Here is a 22,766-nt window from a genome sequence, read left to right as displayed (position 1 = left end):
GCCCGTAACCTGACACCAGACTATGACCGAACTCTACGAATCATTTCCGATCTGGCTGAGGCTTCTGGCTCCGTTCATCATGGGAACGGTGGTCGGAAGCTTCGTCAACGTATTGATCTACCGGATTCCCGAAGACATCTCGATTATCACGCCGCCTTCGATGTGCCCGAAATGTAAGCACAGGCTGGGGCCGCCGGATCTGGTGCCGCTGTTTTCATTTCTGGCGTCCGGACGAAAATGCCGCTACTGCGGTCAGCCGGTTTCATGGCGGTATTTCAGCATCGAGTTTCTGACCGGGGTCGTCTTTGCGGCGACGGTCTGGCAGTTCGGAGCCACGGCCAACGCCGTTCTGCTATGCGCGCTCTTCGCATCGCTCATCGCGTCGTTCTTCATTGATATGGGGCACTTCATTATCCCGGATGAACTGAATTACTTCGGGATAGGTATCGGCCTTTTGCGCTCGATCACGACGAACCGGCCGTTTGGCGACAACTTGTACGGACGCCCGGAAATCGGTCAGGCGCCCTCGATGGGCGCGGCGCTCGCGGGTATGGTGGGCCTCAGCCTCCTGCTTCTGGTCGTCACGAAGGCCGGCAATGTTATGTTCCGCAAGCAGGTGGCCGCGCAGCAGAAGCAGTGGGAAGAAGAGGGGATGCTGGACGAGGGCGAGGAATTGGAGGCCATGGGCCTTGGCGATGTGAAACTCGCCGCGGCGATGGGCGCCAACCTCGGCCTTGCAGGTGGTTTGGTTGGCCTGTTCATTGGATTCGGCGCCGGCGCGATCGTAGGCATCATCCTGAAGATGAGCAAGCGCCTGGAAGGCCACGCCATCCCTTTCGGCCCGTATCTCATTGCTGGCACGGTTGCTGCTCTGTTCTACGGCGCCCCGATAGTGACGTGGTATCTTGGCCGGATGGGAATTGCGTAGGGTACCGGGGTTGGGTCTTGAGGCGCGAAGCCCGCAGCCGTCTCGGGAACATACGGCGTGCGCCGTAAGTCCAGAATAGAGTAGGGAATTGAGGCCGCCGCATCGGCCGGAAGGTAGCAACATGATGGGGGGTCCGAAAACGAAACGGAGTGGCTTCAGCCTCATTGAGATGCTGGTGGTGATAGCGATTATCGCCATCCTGGCAGGCCTCATCTTCCCCTTGGCCACGACTATGCGGGAAAAGGGCAATCAGTCGGCGTGCCTCAGCAATCTTCAGAGCATTGGGCAGGCCCTCAAACTCTACCGCCTCGATGAGCGCGCCTATCCCCCGGCGCTGTACGGTTTTCTGATTGAAGGCGACTCGGCTCCGACCACGTTCCTCTATCCGTTCTACGCCAGGAGCCGCCGCGAGTTCAAATGCCCGGACAACCCGAACCGCTTTGACGAGGCAGGGCTCGCTGGCCCGTTTGAAGGAGCTTCCTCGCCCATAAGCGCCGTGCCACTCGAGCGAGTGCCGAGGCCGGGCGGCGGTTACGACGACAAACCGATCCTCAATAAGCGTATCGCCTACTACACGTTCGATTCGTATGACGGCGGGGTCCTGCCGCCTCAGAAGAAGATCCCTTCGGTGGTACCGACCGGCATGCCGGGCTATGAACTCCACTTCCGTCGTGACTGGGCGTATTTCGGTGCAGCCGACAGCGATCGCGAACTCCTGAACCGCAACCCCGAGGACGGTACGTTTGTGACGACGTGTACCTATCACCGGCGCTACAATTACAATTACGCAGCGTCGCCGCCCGCCTTGGTTCTGGCGCAAGGTCCCGACAGCTGGGATATCGTTCTTTTCCTGGACGGCCACACCGAAAAGATACCCAGCAGCCAGGTTGGTCCGGCGGTTCTATCGAGGGGCTCATGATGACAATGCACGCAGAATCATACACCGCCCCTTCGCCTCGCCGCCCGGCCGCTGCTCCCGGGGCGTTCAGCCTCATTGAGTTGTTGACGGTGATCGCCATCATCGGCGTTCTGGCCGCGTTGATATTCCCGGTGCTGGGTGTTCAGCAGGCAAAGGCGCGCCGGAGCGCGTGCGCCGCGAATATGGCAACGATTGCCGGCGGCCTGCGAATGTATCGCATCGACACCGGCTATTACCCGCCCGCCTTGTATGGCTTCAGCCACGTGGCGAACGAGGGAACACCCGGCACGGAAGTCTGGGGCCTCTATCCGCATTGGGTGCGTAACGCGACGACATTCGTATGCCCGAACAACCCGGCGGTGCGCGCGATGTCCGAGAAAGAGGCCGTGCGCCTCGCCTATGAAGGCACAAAAGCGCCCATCCTCAGCCCTTCCGTTGTGCCGCAGGAATTGCGCGCCGGCAAGTGGACTCCCACCAGCCAGGCATCCACGCTCCTGTATAAGAGCGGCATCGCCTTTGCGGTGGGGGACAGTTACGATGCCTCCTTCATGCCCACCAACGGCATGAGGTCCGGCAATGGAGCTTGGGAGCGCCACTACCAGTTGCAGTGGACGCCTGTGCTGAACTTGATGGACCCGAAGACGGACCTCGGCTCACTGCCTCTTGCAGGCGGAACCCCGGCGGAACGCTCGCGGACCTACGCCCGGCAGTTGGTATTCCGCCAGCCGGACGATTCCACCGTCGTTACGATGTGTACGTACCATCGAGACTACCCGAGCGGCTGGTCCTACAAGGGCAGCCTTCCCCATGGCAGTACGGATGTCGTCCTCTTCCTGGACGGCCACGTAGAAATGCGGCCCTCGGATGAGACAAATGTTTATGACTCCCTTGGCTGGGCCGGCTGGCAGGTAGGCGCAAAGTGAGGATCGAAGAACGGTGGACGACGAATCCGCGCGGAGACGCTCGGTCTTCAGCATCCACTTTTCAACGCTAACCGATATGACGAACGTGAAACACAACAATCGGGGCATGTCCCTCATAGAGGTGCTGGTGGTGATGATGATCCTCGTCATCGGCATCTTCGCCGTGGCGACCGTCTTTCCGCAGGGGTTCCGATTCATCGAGCACTCCCGGAACGTCACCTTTGCCGACAGGCTTTGCCAGGCCGAAGTGGAACGCTGGAAGGCATATGCCGCCAACGTGCCGGACGGGATCGAGGCGATGAACGCCGTTGACGGCTCGGTATGGGACAACTACAATCCGGACGATATGTCCAACGCCACGAGTATCCCCGCCGGCGACTCCCCGTGGCTCTGGTCAAACGTAAACCGGGTGCGTCAGGTGAAGGGTGAAGTCACTCTCATCCCCACTGCCACGCTGCTTCCGTACGGTACCGGCGGCAATTATGCCTTCAGCCTGTACAATCTGAAAATGGCGCCCATCGTCTTCAGCCCCAATGGGCAGGGCAACCACCCCGCGCCACAGGGGACCGAGTGGCCGGACCAGTATGTGCTCGTCTACGGCGACCCTCAGCCGAGCAAGGACGTGACCGGCCTCTCCGGCGACGATCTCGCCGCCGCGCTCGATAACCTTGATCGCCAGACCTACGGAGTCGACTACACGTCCGGTCGCCTCTATTTCGAGCCCATTCAGTGGAGTCGGAAGTTCAAAGTCGAGTATTCGTACTGGGAAGGCAACATCCTCAAGAATAACACCGAGATCATCACCGTCCCGGGTGGCCAGTCCGACACCGTCAAAATCCAGTTGGCGCATCAGCCGCTCGATGATTTCTCTGAGCGGGTTTCCCGTAAGTTCGATTACGTCGCCCCCGGCTCTTTTGACCGCTTCAACCCTTACCAGTTCACCCTGCTGAACAACTACAGTGCGAACTCCTTTGCGCCCACCATCGCGTTCAATCCGGTCGGGCAGAACCGGACGGTAAGAACCAACCTCGGTTCCCGCCCGCTCAAAGCTCACATTGATTACGAAGTGCAGGACTGGCACGTGATCCACGAGGATCGCACAGTGCCCAGCCCCGGAAGTGTGGACCCGACCGGATATGTGATCCGCCTGACGCTTCCCGGCATCAAGGTGGCGGGTCGCCGCGAGAACGATATCAACGCGTTGGGCAGCGCCAGCGGCACGGCGGTCAACCTGGTTGTCTACAAGGGACTCACTCCGGCTCTGCCCGGAGTCAGCGTCGTTGGCCTGGATATGACTGACAATACGCTGATGATGGACAGTTCGGCCGGTGGGCTCATTGTTGACTACGCGACCGGCATTGTGCGCGTGCCGGCGGCCGTCACCAAGTACACGGCGTTCGGCGGCGAACTGAAGAACCAGGATATCCGTGGACACGACGTACGGTTCTTCTACCAGGCGACCGGCGATTGGGCGGTCCAGGTCTCCAAGGCGTGGTCTAACTACCAGCGTCGTGACGTGGGCGTGCAGAATCTGGCGAACCTCCAATACAACAATTTCGACGTAGAGATCGTGCAGCCCGGCGCCGGCATCTCGCAGATCGGCTATTCCAACGACACCAGCGATGTCTGCGCCGTCCTGATCTTCCCGCGAAGCAATGCGGGCCACGCAATCGCCGCGTCGCTGATCTGGAATGACGTGAACAACACGCCCCATGAGATTACGGGCCACCAGGACAAGCTGCCCGAGTTCGCGCTGGTTGGCACCGGTTTCCCGTATATGGCCATCCGCCTGGCGCCGCCGGACCGATTCCAGCCGAACAACACGGCCGCCGAATCGTGGAAGAATCCGTATTTCACGTTCGTTCAGGGCGCCAGCCTCAAGGTCCGAACGATCTGGCGCGAAGATCCGCGGCGCTGGGAATCGCGGGACATGGAAACCTTCCTGAATCGCAAGTAGACCTATGAGACGCAATTCAAAGCAGATAACCATAGCGCTGAATGGCCGCCGAGGCTTCTCTCTCATAGAGATGCTCGTCGTGATGGCAATCATGGCGATCCTGATGGGCCTCGTGCTCCAGCCCTTGGTGACGACCTTTAACTTCACTAACCGCGCCAAGCGCACCGTGGAGGTGCAGGACGCGGCGCGCTACGCGATGGAAGTGATGAGCCGCGAGATCGCCGATGCGATGCACGTGGTTGTAGCGGACGGCGACAGCGAACCGTTCTACTACTACCCCGGCGGAACGCCCGGCGAGGGTGTGGCTGTCGTAGTTCGCGGCCAGGGCTTCATCAACGCATACGACAACGCCGGCAACGTGAACAACGGCGGTAAGCCCTGGCAGCTACCGATGGCGATGATCGACCTCGTGCTGCCGCACGATTCACTCGGGCTCGAAGGGGGCGGCGTTTTGCAGCCTCTCGTGGCGCAGCACCAAACGGTGAACGGGGCGCAGCATCCGATGATCGTACGATACTTCATCGGTCTGACACGCCCGGAACGGCGCGACGCGAACGGAAACCCGCGGTGGTGGAACAACGTCATCGGCGGAGGCAACAGGGCGCAGAACTTCTACACGCTTTACCGCGCGGAATTTGACCCGTATGACCCGCACTTCAGCAAATGGGCCCTTCCCGACCCGAACGGAGCCAAGACACCCGACGGCAAGGCCGTGTGGGTTCTAAACCCGGATTTCTTCTACGACATGACGGCCGTTGACGGCAAGAGCCAGTCCGACTGGTGGCGCAAGCGGGCGGTTTCCATCATGCCGACCGACTCCATGGACCTTGTGGATTTCGTGCGCAGCAACCCGAAGAATCTGTGGAATGCGACGGCGAATCCTTATCTGGAAGCCCGCAGCCTGGTGACCTTCAACCCGCTGATTATGTCCGCGGACGCGGCGGCCCCCGTGGGCGACAACCGTGGGCCAGGCACCTACAAGACCCAGTACGGACACTGGGACGGGCTGCAGAACGATGGCACTGTTCCCTATACCGGATTCGTGCCGGTCCCCGGCGCGCGGTACCTTCCGCACATCGTCGTTTACCATCAGAAGCGCGAAACGCAGCCGGATGGCACGGAAGCCATTACCCTGGAGTCCGAGTTCGATACGGCCAAAGCCGGCTCCGGCGGTGCAGATGATCCGGCGAAGCAGAACAGGGTCCTTGCCTGGAACAGCCAGAAGGGTACCGTTGAGTTCTCTCTTTCCGCGCCGCTTTACGACACAGCCAACAGCAGCAAGGGTAAAATTAACAACTCCATGTACGATCCACTGAACGACACCAACGGATTCACCGCGCCGCCGGGAGCCCGTATAACACCCGCCAGTGAGGTCGTCACGGTGGAGGAGGACAACGGTCCTGTCGTATACAGCCGCTCGTCCAGCGACATGAAGGACGTTTTCGACGTGCCGGACGACATCGCGCTGCAAAACGGCGCGCCGAAGCAGTTGCCGCCGCCGAGGACCTACATGGTCACGGGCAGCGGGAAGGTCATTGTCGGCTATCCGTATCCGAGCGAGTACAACCCGATACAGAGCCAGCCGGTGCCGAAGGGCCGTCGCGTCACGATCTCGTACTACTACCAGAACAACAGCCCGGATGACCTGGTCAAAGTGGATTACCTCACCCGCGAGTTGGTGAACATCAACCTCACGGCGCGCAGTTTCGACCCTCTCACTCGCCGCTCGATTTCGACGACGGTGGCCAACCGCGTGCATATACGGAACACGCAGCGATAGTGCGGCGGTCAATCATGTTGAGATCGCGGGGCGCCCAACGGACTCGGATCCCCGGATGCCACGGCGGAGCGCCCGCCCAATTGAACGATAAACTTATGTCTGTTCCACGAAATAGAACCAAAGAGCGCGGCCAGATCATCGTGATCGCCGTGGGTGTGATGTTCCTCCTGGCGTTGATCGCCGGCATCTTCCTCACGCTCATCTCGCGAAACATCGGCCGTACCGCGCGCGGCGGCGACGTCCTGCAGGCGCAGTATCTCGCCGAAGCCGGCATCCGCTATGCAGACCAGCAGCTCACGCACAGCATCCTCGGAGCGGACTGGCGCCCGGATCCGGAGCCCGCGGTCGCCGGCGACCCGGACGAGGACTACCTCAAGGCTGGCTACTCACGCTTCAACCAGGGTAACGGGCGTTTCCTGCTCCGCGTTTCGTATCAGCCCGTCAAGCTGGACAAAGCCGGCAAGCCCGTGATGGCGGACGGTGTCACCGGCACCACCGATCGTTCCCAGATGGTTTATCCCGACATGGATAAGTTCATCAAGATCGAATGCGTCGGACGCCGCGGCGTGGTGGACGCGAATGACCCCACCACCTGGCGAAACGCGGACCCCTTGAAGCGCGCGCTTGTGGCCTATAAGCCGATCGGGATCACGGATTATGCCCGCTACGAGACGAATAAGGATCGCAGCGACAACACGATGGTCCTCGGCTCGGACCCGTTCGCTTTGCCGGCCGGAAACGCGGACAAGAATTTCACTACCCGGATTTACGGGCCGATTCGCGTGAACGGCGACCTGATGTGGAGCGGGCTGAACGATCTCGTTCTCAATGCCGCGGAAGCGATGGGGCCTGGCTCGACGTATCTGCCGGTCCTGGGCACGGTCGGTGTGAATCGCGACGACACCGTCGCCGTCGCCGGCGCCATCTTCCACGATGCGCTGCCCGCCGACGTCTCCGGCGACCAGGTGACGTTGACCGACAAAGGGCCAAACGCCCTTAACGCTCTGGGCCTGCTTCCGAGCGACAGCCCGGCCTTCACAACCGGCGGCGGCAGATATCGCGATGGCAGCGCCGGCATCAGCAAGTCCGAGGGGCGCCTGCGCGGCGTCTCGCGCCTCGAGCCCCCGCTGATGGATGATGTGGAGACCAGCACGGGCGTAATGCGGTTCCGCCTGCTCACGCGCAATACCGGCGTCGTCCCGCCGGGCAAGTCCTGGAACACCGGCCAGAACGGCCTCGGCATGGGCATCTACGTTGACAATGGCGGCGAGATACAGAAGGACAACCAATACCAGCGCCTGATGGACGAATGGTCCCGGACCGGCACAGGCCGCGAATCCGAGTCCCGCCCCGGCAGCGCCTGGCGGCAGTATCTGTACACCCCGCCCGGCGCGGAAGTATACCTGGACCCGACGCCCAGCCGCGATCTCAATTCCGCCTTCCCAGTCAACCAGAGCCAGGGCACCATCATCATCACGCGGCACGACGGCAAGGCGTGGAAGGACGAAAACGGCGATCCCGAAGGCTTCACCCGCCGCTATCGCTACCCGCTGCGCCAGGTGTTCGACAACACCGGCGCGCTGGTTGACACGGACACGTACGATAACGTTGCAGGCGACCAGTTCAGGGATGCGACCGGCGCGTACAAGACATTCCAGAATGGCGTGTTGTACTTCGAAGGCAACCTCCGGCTGCAGGGCAAGCTGCCCGCGGACTGGGTCGCTCCCAGCAGCGGGCGCGTCGTCGGCCAGCATCTGACGTTCGTCACGCTGGGGACCGCCTACATAGAGGGAAACCTCTTGAAAGGCGATGCCGCCTCTGTGGCGAACGTGAACGGATACGGGCCCGGTCTCCAGGTGGGCAGCATCACCGTCATCGCCAAGGACTACGTCTGCGTGAACAGTACGGCGTACTTCATGAGGCAGCCGGATTCGGGCCCCTGGAATTTCGCGCTGGGCAATCCGTATTCCGAGCTTTCGGCGCCGGACGAACGCTTTGTCACCGGTGGATACAGCGCCGTCAACCCCACCACCTACGGTAAGGACGCCCTTGGGGCCGGCCAGGAACTGATGCTCCTCCAGACGGCGGAGGGCTATCCCGGCGGCGCCGCGGAACTCGATATGTATGCGTATGGCGATAACGCTTCGGCATCGCGGAGCCTCATCGCGCCCGGCGTGCCGATGACGGTTGCCCCCGGCCAGTACCCCGAAGCGCCCGCCGAGAATATCTGGCAGCACCGGGTGATCCCGCTGACCCAGGCGCCGAACAACCGCAAGACATCCTGGGAAATCACGGGGCACGCCATGCCGGACCAGTACGCATTCACGTACAGGCCGTACTTCGGCCCCCCGCCCGTCGGAGCGTCGACCGGCACGGAGTTCACGCAGAACTACAACCAGCCGTTGTGGCTCAGCCGCGTGACCATCTCGCCCCTCGATATACGCATCGAAGCGGTGATCTACGCCCAGGAGGGCTCGTTCTTCGTGATACCGGGCGAATGGATGAACGGAAACCCGGCAGACGTCCGAGCCGACGCCATCGCGTCGTCGCGCCGATTCACCAGCCCTATCGACGCCGGTTGGCGCCTGGCGGACAACCCGGACAAATCTCCCTACCCGTTCTACGGCGAACCGGCGGACATCCGGGTGGTGATCTGCGGCGCGATCGCCGAGAACCAGCCCGCGGACAAGGATTTCCAGACCGCTTGGTCGCGGCACTGGGGCTGGACCCCGACGGTTCGTCCGGACGGCTCGAACGGAGTGCACGGCGGCGAAGGTTTGGTCTATATGTACGACAACAACCTGCGGGTTCCGGTGCGGTTTGACAGGTTCAATCGTCCGCTTCCTCCCACGCCGGCGCTCCCGGTGAGCCCGGATCTGGTGTTCAGCGGTGAGGCCTCCTAGCTCCATGGATGATGAGCATGGGTTCAAGCCGCCGTTACCTGCCCGCCGCTCCCGGTCTACTGACTACTGCCTACTGACTACTGGCTACAAATAATGAAGCACGGAACAAGATATCTGGGCATCGGACTGGCGCTGGCTCTCAGCGCCGCGCCGTTGTTCGCCGCGGCGCATACCTACAACACCAAGGTGCAGACGATACGCTGCGGGGTGTTGCTGGCGAATCGCTACGCGTGGGCGGATGGCAGGGCGATAACGTCCACCGCCGCGGACGGGGCGCACCCGTTCAGTTACGTATTCCACGCGCTGAACGCCAGGCCGGACATACGGCCCTACTCGTGGGAGATCGTGAACCCCTATGCTGCACCGTTCATGGACGGCATCATGGCCGCGCGCTACGGGCTGACGATCAACCCCAGTAATCCACCGCGCCTGAACAAGAATATGGGCGCGTACTGGGAGGTCTACCTTCACGAGGTCACCGCGGAGCAATTGGCCAATTACGACGTGCTTTACATACCGCTCCCGTACAATGACTCCACCACAGATACCCTGACCGTGGACGACCGCGAGAAACTACGGCGTGCGGTGGACGCCGGACTGACGCTTTGGTATGACAACGCGACGGGCGGTTCGATGAACCCCGAAACACTGGACGAAGACCTGATCGGCGTCGGGTTCATGGCAGGCGGACGCGGTCGGCCCGCCGGCGATCCGCTCAACGCCCTGCTCAGCACTCCCAACCCATTGTCGGCCCGTGAAATTGCCCAGTTGGGCCTTAACCGCGGCGGCGCTTCCATCTCGTTGAACAACGCCTTAACCCAGACGATCAGCCCGGGCGCCCCCCTGCCGTGGACCGTGGTTTCCGCGATAGCCGATCGCCCCGTTATCGCTGCGACCACGTACGGACAGGGCGCCATCGTGGTCACAAGCCGCGCTTTCGGGCGTGAACTGACCCAGGGGTTCCGGGCGGTTCCGGGCGTCGATGACGTGACGACGGGCGCGGGCTGGCGCGGCGCCAACACAGGGCCCGCCAGCGGATCGGACGCGTCGCGCGTCCCGGCGCCCGAACTGAAGTTTCTCATCAACCTGATATCGTACCGGTTCCAATCACCGCAGCCCGGCGGCGGCGCGCGCCACGCGTCCGGCAGCCGGCAGGATCTGAACACGCCGCTCGGTCGCAAATGGCAGTACCCCGAAAACTTCAAACTCGACTCGGCATCCGGCAAGTACAAGGTCGCAACCGTGCCCTTTGTGAGCGATCCCGTGGTGTGGAACGGCATCTGCTACGCCGCCACATCGGATGGCTTCCTCCGCGCGTATGACATGGACCCGGACCGCGATCTGGACGGCGACGGCAACCCTGACGATGGGCTTCAAAATCCGCTCACGCCCAGCAGCGACCGCATCTGGGAGGTGCCACTCCCAGGGCCGTGCTCATCGCTCGTAATCGGGGACTTCGGCAACCGCCCGCGTCTCTATGGCATGCTGGCGAACGGAAGCGTGTTCGCGGCGGACGCACTGCCCCGGACCGCCAACGGGCGACTGAAGCCAACTACGACGATTCAGTCTGTTAGGGTTAACGGCTTCGGAACGTTCCCGCCGCTCCTTGGTGCGAACCTGCCCTCGTCGGCTACAGATTACCCTCCTGGCGAGAAGGCCACCTACCGGATCCCCGCGCCCGTTTGGTATAACGGCCGCCTGTTCGTGGTGGGCGTGCGTGCAAGCCCCAGCGCCGACCTGGGCGTCGGCGCGCTGGCGGAGATCGATCCGGTCACACTGCAGACGCGCTGGCAATACCCTGATATCACGGCGGGCACAGCGGCAGGCGTCCGCGTCACGCGCCTCGGCATCCCAAGCGCCACACCCACCGTCGCGGCGATACCGGACAAGGGCTACAGCGGCGCCACGGACATTATGCTCCTCGTTCCCTCGCTGTCCATCAAAGCGAGCTCCGGCTACGGCCCCGCGCAGGCGTCGCGCGTCACCGCTTTCCCAATCGGCGTGCGCGGCGAGAAGCTGCTTTACAACGGCGACTCCAATAACCGCAAATTCTGGACGCGCTTTTCGCGGGACAATTCCATACCCGCTGTGAATGTGACTGTGTGGGTTGGGAGCTCGGGCGTACCGGTCATCGGCACAATGGCGGTGGATACGGCCAACAACCGCAACCGCATGTACATCGATGCCCCGGTGCCTGTGGGGCTCGAAAACGACCTTCGCGCTGACTACGATTTTGCGCCCCAGGCTCCCGTGGCGCCGTTCGCGGGCTACAATCCCCGGTGGACTTATGACGCGTGGTCGTACGTGGTCGGCGACATCAATAAGTTCATGGAGATCCTGACGACCCCCGTTGTGTCGTCCGCCGGCGGTATGTACTGGGTGGCCTCCGATGTCGGGCAAGGCGCTAACCAGGCGCCTATCGTCATGGGCGTGGAAATGCGCCAGCAGAACCTGGGATTCACGGTCACCGGCAACCCGAACTATCAGCCGCCGTTGAACTCGCCGCAGCTCACCTTCGTCTACTCTGTCGGTTCCGCATCGTACGTGAGCGGAGGCTGCGCCTCAGCTCCGCCAACGCCGCAGCCTGTGGTTCTGGGCACGCCGGCAGTCGATCGCGGCATCCTCTACGTTGCGAACGGGCATTGGCGGGATCCGGTCACTTCTACCGGTGGCGTGGATGGCTTCTATGTTCAGAACACCAAGTTCGGTTTGTTGCTGAACTCGCCAATTGACCCGTCGCAGAAGGGCTCCGTCAGCATCCTTCAGCGAAACCTCTGCACCGGCGACCTCCAGCAGGTGGGCTACGGGCTCTTCGATGTGGACAACACCAACATCGGAAACGTGCTTCGCGGCTTGATCACCTTCCGCACGCTCAGCAGCGGGTCGGGCAGCGGCGCTATCGATTTCAGCCGGCCGGGCGATATGCAGGTCAATTATCAGGCGCTCGACGTGACCACGGGGAAGGCCGTGGCGGTCCAGAGCGAAACGCCCACCGTGTACTACAAGTCGGAACGGGGCGAAGGTTCGGATCCGACAAACCTGCTCGCGTTTTCCGCGGCTGTCCCGGTGGGCGCCGGCGGGGGCGTGCGAACGGGCGTGACGGTTGCCGGCGGCAGCATCTACGTCGGTTCGGACAGCGGAGACATCTGGACGGTTCCTCTGCCCACGAGCCTGGACGTCGTGCGGCGGCTGACCACCCGCAAAATGCTCCGCGCCACGTACCCGAGCCTCGCGGCTTCGGCCGGTTTCTCCATCTCGACGTATCCGAATCCATCGGTAGATCCGCGCGCGCCGCTCCGCTCAACACCGATCGTCGCGAACGGGACCCTGATTGAGAACGCACCGGTTGGCCTCTATTCGTTCTATTCGCCGCGCACACTCATCACCGACTCCACGCGCATTATCGAGGTGGCATCCACGTACGCGCCGGTCGGAGGACTCGTCGAGTTTTCCCCCACAGGCAGCGAGATCATCTGGAGCCTCGACAGCACGGTGCAGAACCGCGAGTTCGGATCGCCCGGCGTCGGGGCGCAGCACCCGCCCTGGGCTGAAGGTCGGCTGGATCCCCCGGTATCGAAGGCCCTCAACCAGCCGACGATGGCCGTGCGGATCAACTCCACCAACACGCTTGTCTGCGACACAGGCAACAACCGGGTGGTTGAGGTGGACCGCACCGGAAACATCGTGTGGCAGTGCACCGAGTTTGCGGATCCGTATGGCCTCCTTGGCGCCAATGAGAGCCGTGCGCTCAGCAGCCCCACGTCCGCCCAGCGATGGGAAACCTACGAGTGGGATGCGAACGATAATGTGGGCGCGCGGGCCCAGCACACCCTGATAACGGACTTCGGCAACAACCGCATCCTGGAAATCGTTTCGCGGTTCTCGCCGGACGACGCGGATCAGGCGAACAATGTGCTTGTATGGGCGGGCAGGGGGCCGGCGGGGAAGGGCTATCAGTTCTTCCAGGCTCAACGCGAAGCGTACTATAAGCCAAATGATCCCAACAACGGCAGCCTGGATTATGGCCGCACCATCGCCAGCGTCATCAACTATGCCGTGAACAGCGCGGAAGTGCAATCCGATGACTCGGCCCTGTCCGGCGCCGTAACGGGACTTCCGGCCACGGCCGGCGGCAGCCTGGTCTTGTTGGGTGGCAAATCGGAAACCTATGGCGGCGGGGCGAAGAGCGCGGCTGGGAAGGTCGTCTACTTCCTCAGCAAGGCGCACTACGACAGCGACCCGACCAAGGGCTTCCCGCTGGCGCGACCCGTGTATTTCAACCGCTACGTAACCGGCGACGGCGCCTTTGACTGGCGCGTGACAATGACCGACGGGAACAACATCTTCGACCTTACGAAGCGCCCCGCTGATCCGGCGGGCCTGGCGACCATCCTCACGACGTTCCCCAATGGGCCGATCGTCGCCAATATACCGTTGGGCACTATCACGAACGGCCTGATGGGTAGCGGGGGGCACACCACCGGAACGTCCATGGCCAAGCGTCTGCAAAATGGCAATGTGCTGATGGTGAATCAGAAAACCGGCCGCGTGTTCGAATACTCACCTAAGGCCGCGCTGGCCGGCGACCTACAGAGCATCCTGTCTCAGACGGCGCCCAGCATCGAGGGAACGGGCGCTTTGAACCGTCCCGTCTACGCGGACCGTCTGTTCTAGACGGAGCCATCGCGAGCCGAGAGTGGCGCTGGCAATTCCGTGCCCGTCCGGCACGGGCTGAAACGCTGTTTTGGTATTGAACCCGGCCCCACGGCCTGGAACCGCCCGGTATGGGCTTCGGTCCAATCAATTGGGCGCGTACTGCTTGTGTTACACACGATATTACCGGCGCGCGCCGGGGGATGGGAAATGAAGTTGCTGCGAAGATCGTCGGTCACGGTTGCGGGGCTCGCGCTGGCCATTGCCGGTGGGGCCTTCGCCGCGGAAACCCAGAATCTGGTCAAGGGCCAATGGCGCACATACCGGCAAAACGAATTGCGCACCAGTCTCGGCTTTGATCCGGACGACCCGACGGGCCAGGGCCTGAAATCCAACCAGATGCCCGCCTTCAAGGTCAAATACACGGACAGCAGGGGCACCGCCGGCTGGCTCCCGAATCCGGACCTGACCTGGTTCTACCCGCTGGACGTTGAGGGTGCGGGTTTCGACGACCCCGGCAACGCCTACCCCCTTGGCTACACCCTGGGCCAGATCCGTTCGTCCGCCACAGTGGCCGGCGTCATGGTGGGCGGTGACGATATCACCCCCGAATTGGCGATGACCGTCATGTTCGGATCCACCACAATGGTCCGCCGCGATGTGCGCAACAACCTGCCCGGCACGCGTGTGGGAGACTTTTCCACGGACGCCTCCGGAACGGAGGTCTACGATGCCAATTCCGACCCGTACAACTATTTGAACATGCAGAACACCGGTTGCGTGTTCTCACTTGAAGGCTTCGCGGGCACGACCGAACTCGCCGAGTTCACCAATTTCTCCCGCAACTTCAAGCCGTTCTGGTGGTATGGCGTCCGAAACCTTCCGTATTACCTGGTCCCGCAGGACGAGATCGGGAATGCCAGCACCTCTTCACAGGGCACCTTTGCCGGGTCTCCGTCGCTCGCGCAGCACCGCTTCTTCATCAACGCGTCGGATACCGCGATGCGCGCGTTCGACTACTCTCCTGAGGAATCACGCAGCAGCACCTCGCCGTACAGCACGGAGGATGCGACGATTGAGAAGCCCGGCCGCGAGGCCGTGGCCACCCAGTGGATGATGCCCGCCGTCGCCAATACGACCGATATCAAAGGTACCGGCCCCGGCATCGACAGCGGCGCCGGCCCCGTTGGCCCGAACCGCGCGGATATCCCGGAGCGCGTCACGGACCGCCTGTACAACCTCAGCATCACCGGCAAGGCGTTCGGGCTGGTTGAAAACGCCGGCAAGACGAAGGGCGACGTGTTCTCCGGCCCGCTGGACAACAGATTCCGGCAGGCGAACGGCATGGGGCCCATCAATTCCACGGGCGCCTTCGTTCGGCTCCAGGTCCCCGTTTCCTACATCTCCGCGTATTACAACTACGACACGAACCTCCAGCACGTCCGGGACGACCGTCGCGACCCGCTGAAGATCGTCAAGGAAGCGGGCCTCGCGACCGAGCAGTTGTACATCGTTGGGTCCGATGACGGATACCTGTATGCTTTCGACGCCGATCCGCGAGGCGCCCGCCGCGTTCCCGCCACAGGAGGCGGCTCGCTCACCAGCACGTATATGGGCCGCTTGGTATGGGCGTTCCACGCCGCCGCCCGCGTTCCGGTCTACTCGACGCTTAACGGCAGCACACGCTCCCAGGTGGCGGTCATTACTACACCGCCCGGCGAATATATCCCGACGCTGAGCGGCGATACCGTTAATGCGAAATCGGACGGCCCGCTGCTCGCTCCCTATGCTCCAATCGTTTCCGGCGCCATTATCTCGAGCCCGGTTTCCGCCGAAATCGCCCTTCCCTCCACGGCGTTCAGCCACCCGGGGCAGACACGCGTCGTGGTGTTCGTAGGCTCCGCGATGGGCCGCATGTTCTGCATCGACGCCGCGACCGGCTTGGAGGAATGGGAGTTCAAGACGACGCCGCTGGGGCAGGGCATTCTGCGCACGGGCGACGCGAAGAATCCCACTTACATCACTTACGACAGCGTCGCGGGCAACCCGATCAACACGTCGCCCACACTTGGGTTCCTGCCGACCGCCAAGAGCCAGCTGCGGCCCGGTGCGGCTGATGCGACCGGCCGCCTCGCTCTGTTCTTCGGCTGCGATGACGGCAAGGTGTACGCGCTAGACGCGGCGGACGGTTCGCCGATCCGCGACGGCACAAGCGCGGGCTGGGACGTCACCGATTCCGTCCAGGGCGGAACCATCGGCACAACGTCCACCAACGGCACGCGATACCGGCTGGACCATTTCGGCTTCGTGGCTTACCCTTTTGAGAAGGTTACCACATCCGGCACGGTGATTCTGCCGGACACGAAGGTGAACTCCCAGAGCGGCCGCCTCGTCCCCGCGCAGTCCAAGCCGCTGCTGGCGACGGTGGTCGCCCGGCCAATCGCCGGAAGCCCCTACATTGAACCGTCGTCCGGCCACGTCATTCCCCAGATAGACGCGATCTTTGTGACCTCGCCCACGAACCAGAACGACGCCACGATCGGCGCTGAAGCCGGCCTCAGCGGCGGCACCATCTTCTGCGTCAATCCTTTGAACGGAACCGTCAAGTGGACCTTTGACCGCTGGAATGACGTGACGCGCGATGTCAACACGGATTTCGACAAAACACCCGCCACCGACTACACCATCCGCCCGTCCGCGTTCAACGTCACACCCGCGTACGCCACCGGCCAACAGATATTCAGCGAGGTCAACGAAGCGGTCAGCGCCGGGTCTGGAGAGGGAAGCCCGCTAAAGGATCAGAGCATCCTTTTCGCGATCGACAACAACGGACGGGTCTACCCCCTGCGGGCCGGGCCGGCCGACGATGCCAAAGCCAGCGTGGACCGCCTGTACTGGCGTCTTCCGTATTCGCTTCCCGGCAATGTCGCGGGAACGGCGGGGCTTTACTCGTCGCCCGTGGTCAGTTCGCCCCTTATGCTCACGTCAAGCTATCCGGCGGCGGCCGGGCGCAGTTACGTCTTTATCGGTGTCACAACCGGTGTGCTCGCCCTCGATACCACATCCGCGCGCACCCAGCCGGTGACCGACGTCCACAACAAACTCATGACGCCGGCGACAACGGGCGGTGAATTGTCTTGGGGCTGGGAAGTCGATTCGGACGTACCGACCACCGACACGAGCGTCGATCCGCCGGTCACGAGCCTTCAGCCGGTCCAGCAGCCGGTCGTCTCCACCCCGGTCATCCACGCCGGTTATGTGTATGCGGGCGGCGACAACGGGCTTCTATATGCGTGGGCGAACCAACTGCCTGATTTTGACTTCGGGAACGTCGGCGGCGGCGGACGCACTGGCTACCGCAACAGGGGCCAGCGCGGCCCGGCGCCCGACCGCGTCCGCCCCAGCGGCGGCGCGTCCGTGGCGGGCGACCTCGAGTTCTACGTTGACATCTTCCAGGCCGGGTTCGGCTACAACTTCACCACGCCTCAGGCGTTTCAGGGCACGGCCGCGCCCACCGGTGGACCTCCGGGCAATGCCGCCAAATTGGGACCCACCACGCCGCAGCCTGTGGGGGTGGCCAACGCCAACTTCCAGGCCGCCAACGGCGCCCTCCTGGAATGGGGCGATCCGGTAGGCGTGGTCGCATGGGGCCCGGGCCTCGACACCGAGGCCGCCAAGGCTAAAACCGACTGGGGCACACTAACCTTCCAGTTGACGGGGCCGGGCACCACGGCGACGCTGAAGGGCTCGCTGGAGAGTTCGGGGACCACCGGATTCTCCCGGCAGATATTCTACCTGAACCCGTTTGGCGAATCTGTTCCGATCGGCCTGCGATATCCGATGGCGCCGCAATCCGAATACGTCAACCCGCTGCACGGGCAATTGCTGGCCCCGGGCTGGCGCGGATCGGGCTACACCGTCACGGCGTTCTATCAGGCGCCCGATCTCGTCGACGTGGTCAATGGCAAGGAAGTCCGGCGCAGACAGGCTTCACAACGCGTGAAGATTGCTTCGCTCACCAAATTCCGCCTGGGCAACCCGATCAATATGATGGGGCATTTCACGCCCGGTGACGCCACCACCGTACCGGCGCCGTTGCTGGCGACCGCCACGACGCCCGTGACGCCTACAACGGACCAGGAGAAGGAAGTCGACCGCAACGGCAACGAGCGCATCCCGATCGAGACGTCCGTGATCGGAGACCACGGGACGAATACGATCCCGCAGAACCTGGTGACGGTCGTTGACCGGAGCCACCTGCCGCAGTTGCGCGCGCTGGCGAACTCCAAGCTCGCCGGCTCCGGCGACAACATCTACCTGCGCGTCCGCGTCCAGGGCAACAGGCTTCGCTGGGTCGGCGGCCCGAAGGCGGCTTACAAGCCGCTGCTAGTGAATACAGGCAATCTCCCGAACGGCCTTCCGTCATCGCTGGGCACGTTGCCGCCGGAGCCGCTGTATGCGCAGGCTACCGATCCGAACCTGCCGTCCTATTGGGGGCCGCAGATAGCAAGCGCCCAGGATCCGAACGCGCATGTGTACATTGGCGCCGAGACCCCCCCGTTCGTCACGGGCGAGGAGAACAAGAGCCTCGACTACCCGGACATTGACGCGGGCAAGACAACCTGGCTGCGGGAGCCGACCATGGCCGGCGACACGGAGTCCGACGCCACCCTCGATGACGCCCCGCTTTTCCCGAACGGGTTCGCCAACTTCTCGATGCGCGTCGCCGTCCCGAAATATCAGCCCGCCAACTACTCGCCGCCGAACATCGATCCCGGCGATCAGAGCAAGGTTTCGGGCGTTGGCCCCGGTTACTACACCATCAATCCGACGAACAACTCGGCGGCCGCGGCGGCTCTACTGGCGTGGAACCCCGCCGGCCGGTCCCTGGGGGCCGGGTTGTATGGCGCGTTCACCGATCCGAGCCACACCAATGCGCAGCAGTATTACGCCGGCGGTATCAACAACCCGCTGCTGCCCACATCCAACGCTTTCGTTGCCCGGGAACAGCAGTACCTGACCAAGGTATACGCGGACGTGAATGGCAACGGCTCGCCCGACACCGACGCCGGCGAAGCCTATCGTATGTTCGTGTCCGGCGCGCAGGTCCGTCCGAACGAATCGTTGAAGGTCGCGACGACCACCATCGACGTGCCGCGCAGCCCGGAATCCAGCATCCCTGCCGGCTATATCCCGTTCCAGTACTACTACGACAACCAGGCCGTTACCGCCGGCGCAAGTCCGGGCGACGAAGACAGATTGCTGTTCGGCGAGCGCTCCTACTATGCGCCGTTTGCGGTCTACAACACGGGAAATGTGAACCTCTGGAGCCTGCGCCTCGACAAGTACGATCCGCTGGCCGCCCATCTGGAAGCGCCAGAGATCGACCAGAACCCGTACCTGGGCGCCGACGAGCACAGCAACTGGCCTGGGTCCGGCAAGTTGAAGCGGTTTAACCTGGCCTCCACAATCGATCCGCTGCCGAAATCCGGCGCGGGCGGTCCGTCCGATCCGCGGCTGTGGACGCCGGTTCGCAAGCCGACCCCGGGCGCCATCGGCGACGACGGAAACGGCCGTATCATCCAGGTGAAGGACGTCTTTGCAGCGTCTCCCTCGACGGCGCCGGACGCTCCCAACCTCTGGGCCGCGGGCTATGTCCGCCGCCAGCACAACGCGACCGGCGTGGCGTCGCCTCCGGGGCTGCCGTATCTCACGGTTGCCATCCCGCCGGGAACGCCGCCGGGACGCTATTCCACGCCTAACGGCCGGTTTGTTGTCTTCGAGGACATCCAGTTTGCCGCGGGCAAGTTCACTTCCGGCGACGGCGTCCTAACGCCCGGCGAGTCCGGAGTGAGCGCGGACTCGGTGGTCACCGTCAACGTGGGCGAAGCCCGGCTTACCGACAAGACCTCGCGCCTCGCCCCGTTCCTGCCGAACGCCGACACCGGCGTCGCCATGTCCGCAACGTTCGCCACGCCGAACGACTTGGCCAGCCTCGGAAAAGTGTGGCAGTCGCTGGCCCAGGATACGACACCGTCTGCCTTCCGCGATCCTTCGACGGGCGACCTTGTCACCTTCTGGTCCAGTAACCGCGTCGGGGAAGTCGGGAGCAGCGGCTTCCAGCCGATTGCGCCGTTCGTTCCGAAGGCGGAAGCGGCCTCTAAGTACCATATCTTCGCCAGCGCGATGACGTGGCAGGATCCGACCAATCCGCCCATCAACTACGGCGCCAACGTGAATCAGTTCCTCACCGGCGTGCTGGCGCAGAACCCGTGGGGCTGGCAGTACCAGGGCGGCAACACCGGCGGGCTCTTCCTGTTCCCGAATTTCGGCGCGCCCGCCCGATGGTTCGGTGCGCCGAGCGCGGAGCCGTGGCTTCCTGACAACGCAACCGTGGCGGATGCGCTGGGCGTGAAACCGGGCGAGATATCGGCGTCCGATCTCAATTACACGTCGCCCGCGCCTCTGACTGAGTATCACGGCACGAATTTCCCGCGCGTCGTCTTCTGGGTCGGAACGACGGGCATCGGCGCCGACCAGCGGAGCGCCATCTTCTACGCGCCCATCGCGGTGGATCGTTCCAACGCCACCGTGGGCATTTCCGGTGGCTCCATTCAGGCTGTCGGCGTGGTGAATGGCCTGCGCTCGCTCGATCCGTTCACCCCGAAATACGGGCCGCGGCCTTTCCTGATCACCGCCGGCGGCACCCTCACGAAGAATGGCGCCGAGGTGGGATCCGCCTACCTGACTGGCGAGCGCGTGATCGGGCTCGGTGTCGCGTGGTTCGGCGGCGCCCCGGGCGCCTGGAAACTCTACGTCAGCACGATCGCGACCGACAATACCGGCGCCATCAGCAAGGACGCTACCTGGAAAACGACGCAGTTGGCGCTGCCGACCGGCGTCGGCAGCGCGCTACACCCCAGCGTGTACTACCATCAAATGCCCAAGGTGCTCCTGGATTCGTCCAACGCGAAATACCGGCAGGGCGTCCTGGAAGTCGCCTTCACGGGCTACAACCGCTCGGCGCGCAACCCGGACATATACGTGGTGCGCTACGTGGCGATGAAATCCGCGGAGGATGGCTCGGCCGCCACCGTCGGCGGTTGGGGCACGATGGGATTCGCGCGAAAGGGCGCCGACCCCAGGAGCATCGACAACAAGCCGCTGGACCCGCTGATCCGCGTGGCCGGCGAACCGCGCCCCATCTTCCGCTCGCGCTGGGCGGACTGGCTCGGCCGTGGGCCGCTCGGAACGGTCGTCTACTGGTTCCAGAAGCCCGTGGCGCCTCAAGGCCAGCCGAGCAATGACAACGACTACCGGTTGTTTGCGACCTTCACGTCGCGCAATCCCGGGAACAACCAGGGTGGCATCGTGGAAGTCACGGGCCATATGGCCGCGGGCGGTAACCTGCCGAATGTGACGGCGTTTATCGACGCCGGCGGCGGCACCGTCCGCTTCACAACCTCGGACCCGGTGGGGCACCCTGCGCCGATGACCGTGCCGCATTCCGATGCCAATAACGTCCTGGTGCAGGACTTCGTCTTCGTGGCGATGAACCCCTATGCGCTGCGCGTGACCGCCGACGACGACATCTCCGACACGATGCCGCAGATATGGATCGACGAAACGCACGAGGTGGTGACGGATCCGACGGAGACAAATGCGCCCATTACGGCGACGAACCCGCTGGTGATCCGTCGCGACCGGATGTGGGTCTTGTGGCGCCGCAGCGCGGCGCCCGAAGGCGCCACGCGCCAGAGCTCGCTGTTCTACCAGACGTATCGGCTGGGCGTCGACACCGGCGTCGCGCCTATACCATTGGACAGCAAAGGCAAGCTGCCCGTCATCAGCTTCACGGACACTTCGGGAGCGCAGGTCGATCTCTATGTGACGGTCGACCGGAAAAATGGACGTCTCTTCTTTACCGGAGCGAACGATGGAGATGTTGTGGACGTCTATATGGGCGGAAGCAAAGTGGGGCGCTTCACGATCGGGTGGATACCGGAAGGCATCCCGGCTCCTGTAAGGTACGGGACCGCGGGCGGCGATTTCAGGCTTCCGATGGAGACGTGGACCCAGCCGCGGGCCGTTCCAACCCAGGCGCAAGGCAATGACAGCGTGCCCTGGATGTTCAAGGACCCGTTCAGCGACGTGCCGCCGGGTGATCCGCTGTATTACGTCCGTGGCAATAACAGCATGTGGCTGTTCTGGGAAAGCACCAGGCCCAGCCGCAGCGCGGGGAATACAACCAGTGTGCCGTCGCTCATCCAGTCTAAACCGGTCGATCCGTATTACTACCAGATATTCGATGACCCCAAGAGCTCGTTCGGAGGTCTGATGTACGCGGGCTCCGCAAGCGACGTCTACTATACAACTCTGAGTCCGGATTTCCGGAACAAGTAGGGTGAATGGGTGACAGGTGGAAGGCAGCGGGTGTCGGGAAGGTCGGGCTTTCGTGCCTGACCCACCCGTCACCCGCAGCCTGACGGGTGACAGGTGACGGGAGGCGTGTGTTGGGGTAGACCGGGCCACCGTGCCCGATACCGGACACCCGTCACCAGCAACCGGTCACCCGAAACCTGACACCGTATTGACCCTTTGCCCGTCTTAGTGTTAGCATGAGGTCGCGTGCGCCCCTACACGGCGCAGCGCTTCCCGCACCACCTTTGGCCGTCGCTGAGGCGATGGTCCGGATCCCACCAC

The 22,766-nt window shown here is 63.2% G+C and carries 8 protein-coding genes; all 8 read left to right on the top strand.

Going from position 1 to position 22,766, the window contains the following annotated elements; translation table 11 throughout:
• The first annotated feature begins 22 nt into the window (after positions 1 to 22).
• The 8 genes from VGM51_05265 (at position 23) to VGM51_05230 (ending at position 22,466) form a co-directional block, all read left to right on the top strand.
• Positions 23 to 928, top strand: coding sequence for a prepilin peptidase (locus tag VGM51_05265; GenBank protein HEY3412456.1), 906 nt, complete (start codon positions 23 to 25; stop codon positions 926 to 928).
• A 121-nt stretch (positions 929 to 1,049) separates the two neighbouring features.
• Positions 1,050 to 1,847 carry a type II secretion system protein gene (locus VGM51_05260; GenBank protein HEY3412455.1) on the top strand — a complete coding sequence of 266 codons (798 nt, stop codon included), beginning with the start codon at positions 1,050 to 1,052 and terminating at the stop codon, positions 1,845 to 1,847.
• A gap of 5 nt (positions 1,848 to 1,852) precedes the next feature.
• Positions 1,853 to 2,770 carry a prepilin-type N-terminal cleavage/methylation domain-containing protein gene (locus VGM51_05255; protein ID HEY3412454.1) on the top strand — a complete coding sequence of 306 codons (918 nt, stop codon included), beginning with the start codon at positions 1,853 to 1,855 and terminating at the stop codon, positions 2,768 to 2,770.
• A gap of 13 nt (positions 2,771 to 2,783) precedes the next feature.
• Entirely contained in the window at positions 2,784 to 4,727 is a 1,944-nt protein-coding gene (locus VGM51_05250; GenBank protein HEY3412453.1) for a prepilin-type N-terminal cleavage/methylation domain-containing protein, read from the top strand.
• A gap of 4 nt (positions 4,728 to 4,731) precedes the next feature.
• Positions 4,732 to 6,507, top strand: a complete 1,776-nt coding sequence (locus VGM51_05245) for a type II secretion system protein (protein ID HEY3412452.1) — start codon at positions 4,732 to 4,734, stop codon at positions 6,505 to 6,507.
• A gap of 95 nt (positions 6,508 to 6,602) precedes the next feature.
• Positions 6,603 to 9,410, top strand: a complete 2,808-nt coding sequence (locus VGM51_05240) for a hypothetical protein (GenBank protein HEY3412451.1) — start codon at positions 6,603 to 6,605, stop codon at positions 9,408 to 9,410.
• Positions 9,411 to 9,503: 93 nt separating this feature from the next.
• The gene (locus VGM51_05235; GenBank protein ID HEY3412450.1) at positions 9,504 to 14,084 is read left to right on the top strand and encodes a hypothetical protein; all 4,581 of its coding nucleotides are present in this window, start codon (positions 9,504 to 9,506) and stop codon (positions 14,082 to 14,084) included.
• Positions 14,085 to 14,273: 189 nt separating this feature from the next.
• Positions 14,274 to 22,466 carry a hypothetical protein gene (locus VGM51_05230; GenBank protein HEY3412449.1) on the top strand — a complete coding sequence of 2,731 codons (8,193 nt, stop codon included), beginning with the start codon at positions 14,274 to 14,276 and terminating at the stop codon, positions 22,464 to 22,466.
• The last annotated feature ends 300 nt before the right edge of the window (positions 22,467 to 22,766 follow it).

The sequence above is a fragment of the Armatimonadota bacterium genome (assembly GCA_036504095.1).
Classification (GTDB): Bacteria; Armatimonadota; DTGP01; order JAKQQT01; family JAKQQT01; genus DASXUL01.
The sequence above is the reverse complement of the archived record's forward strand: the minus strand, read 5'-3'. Positions and strand labels throughout refer to the sequence as shown.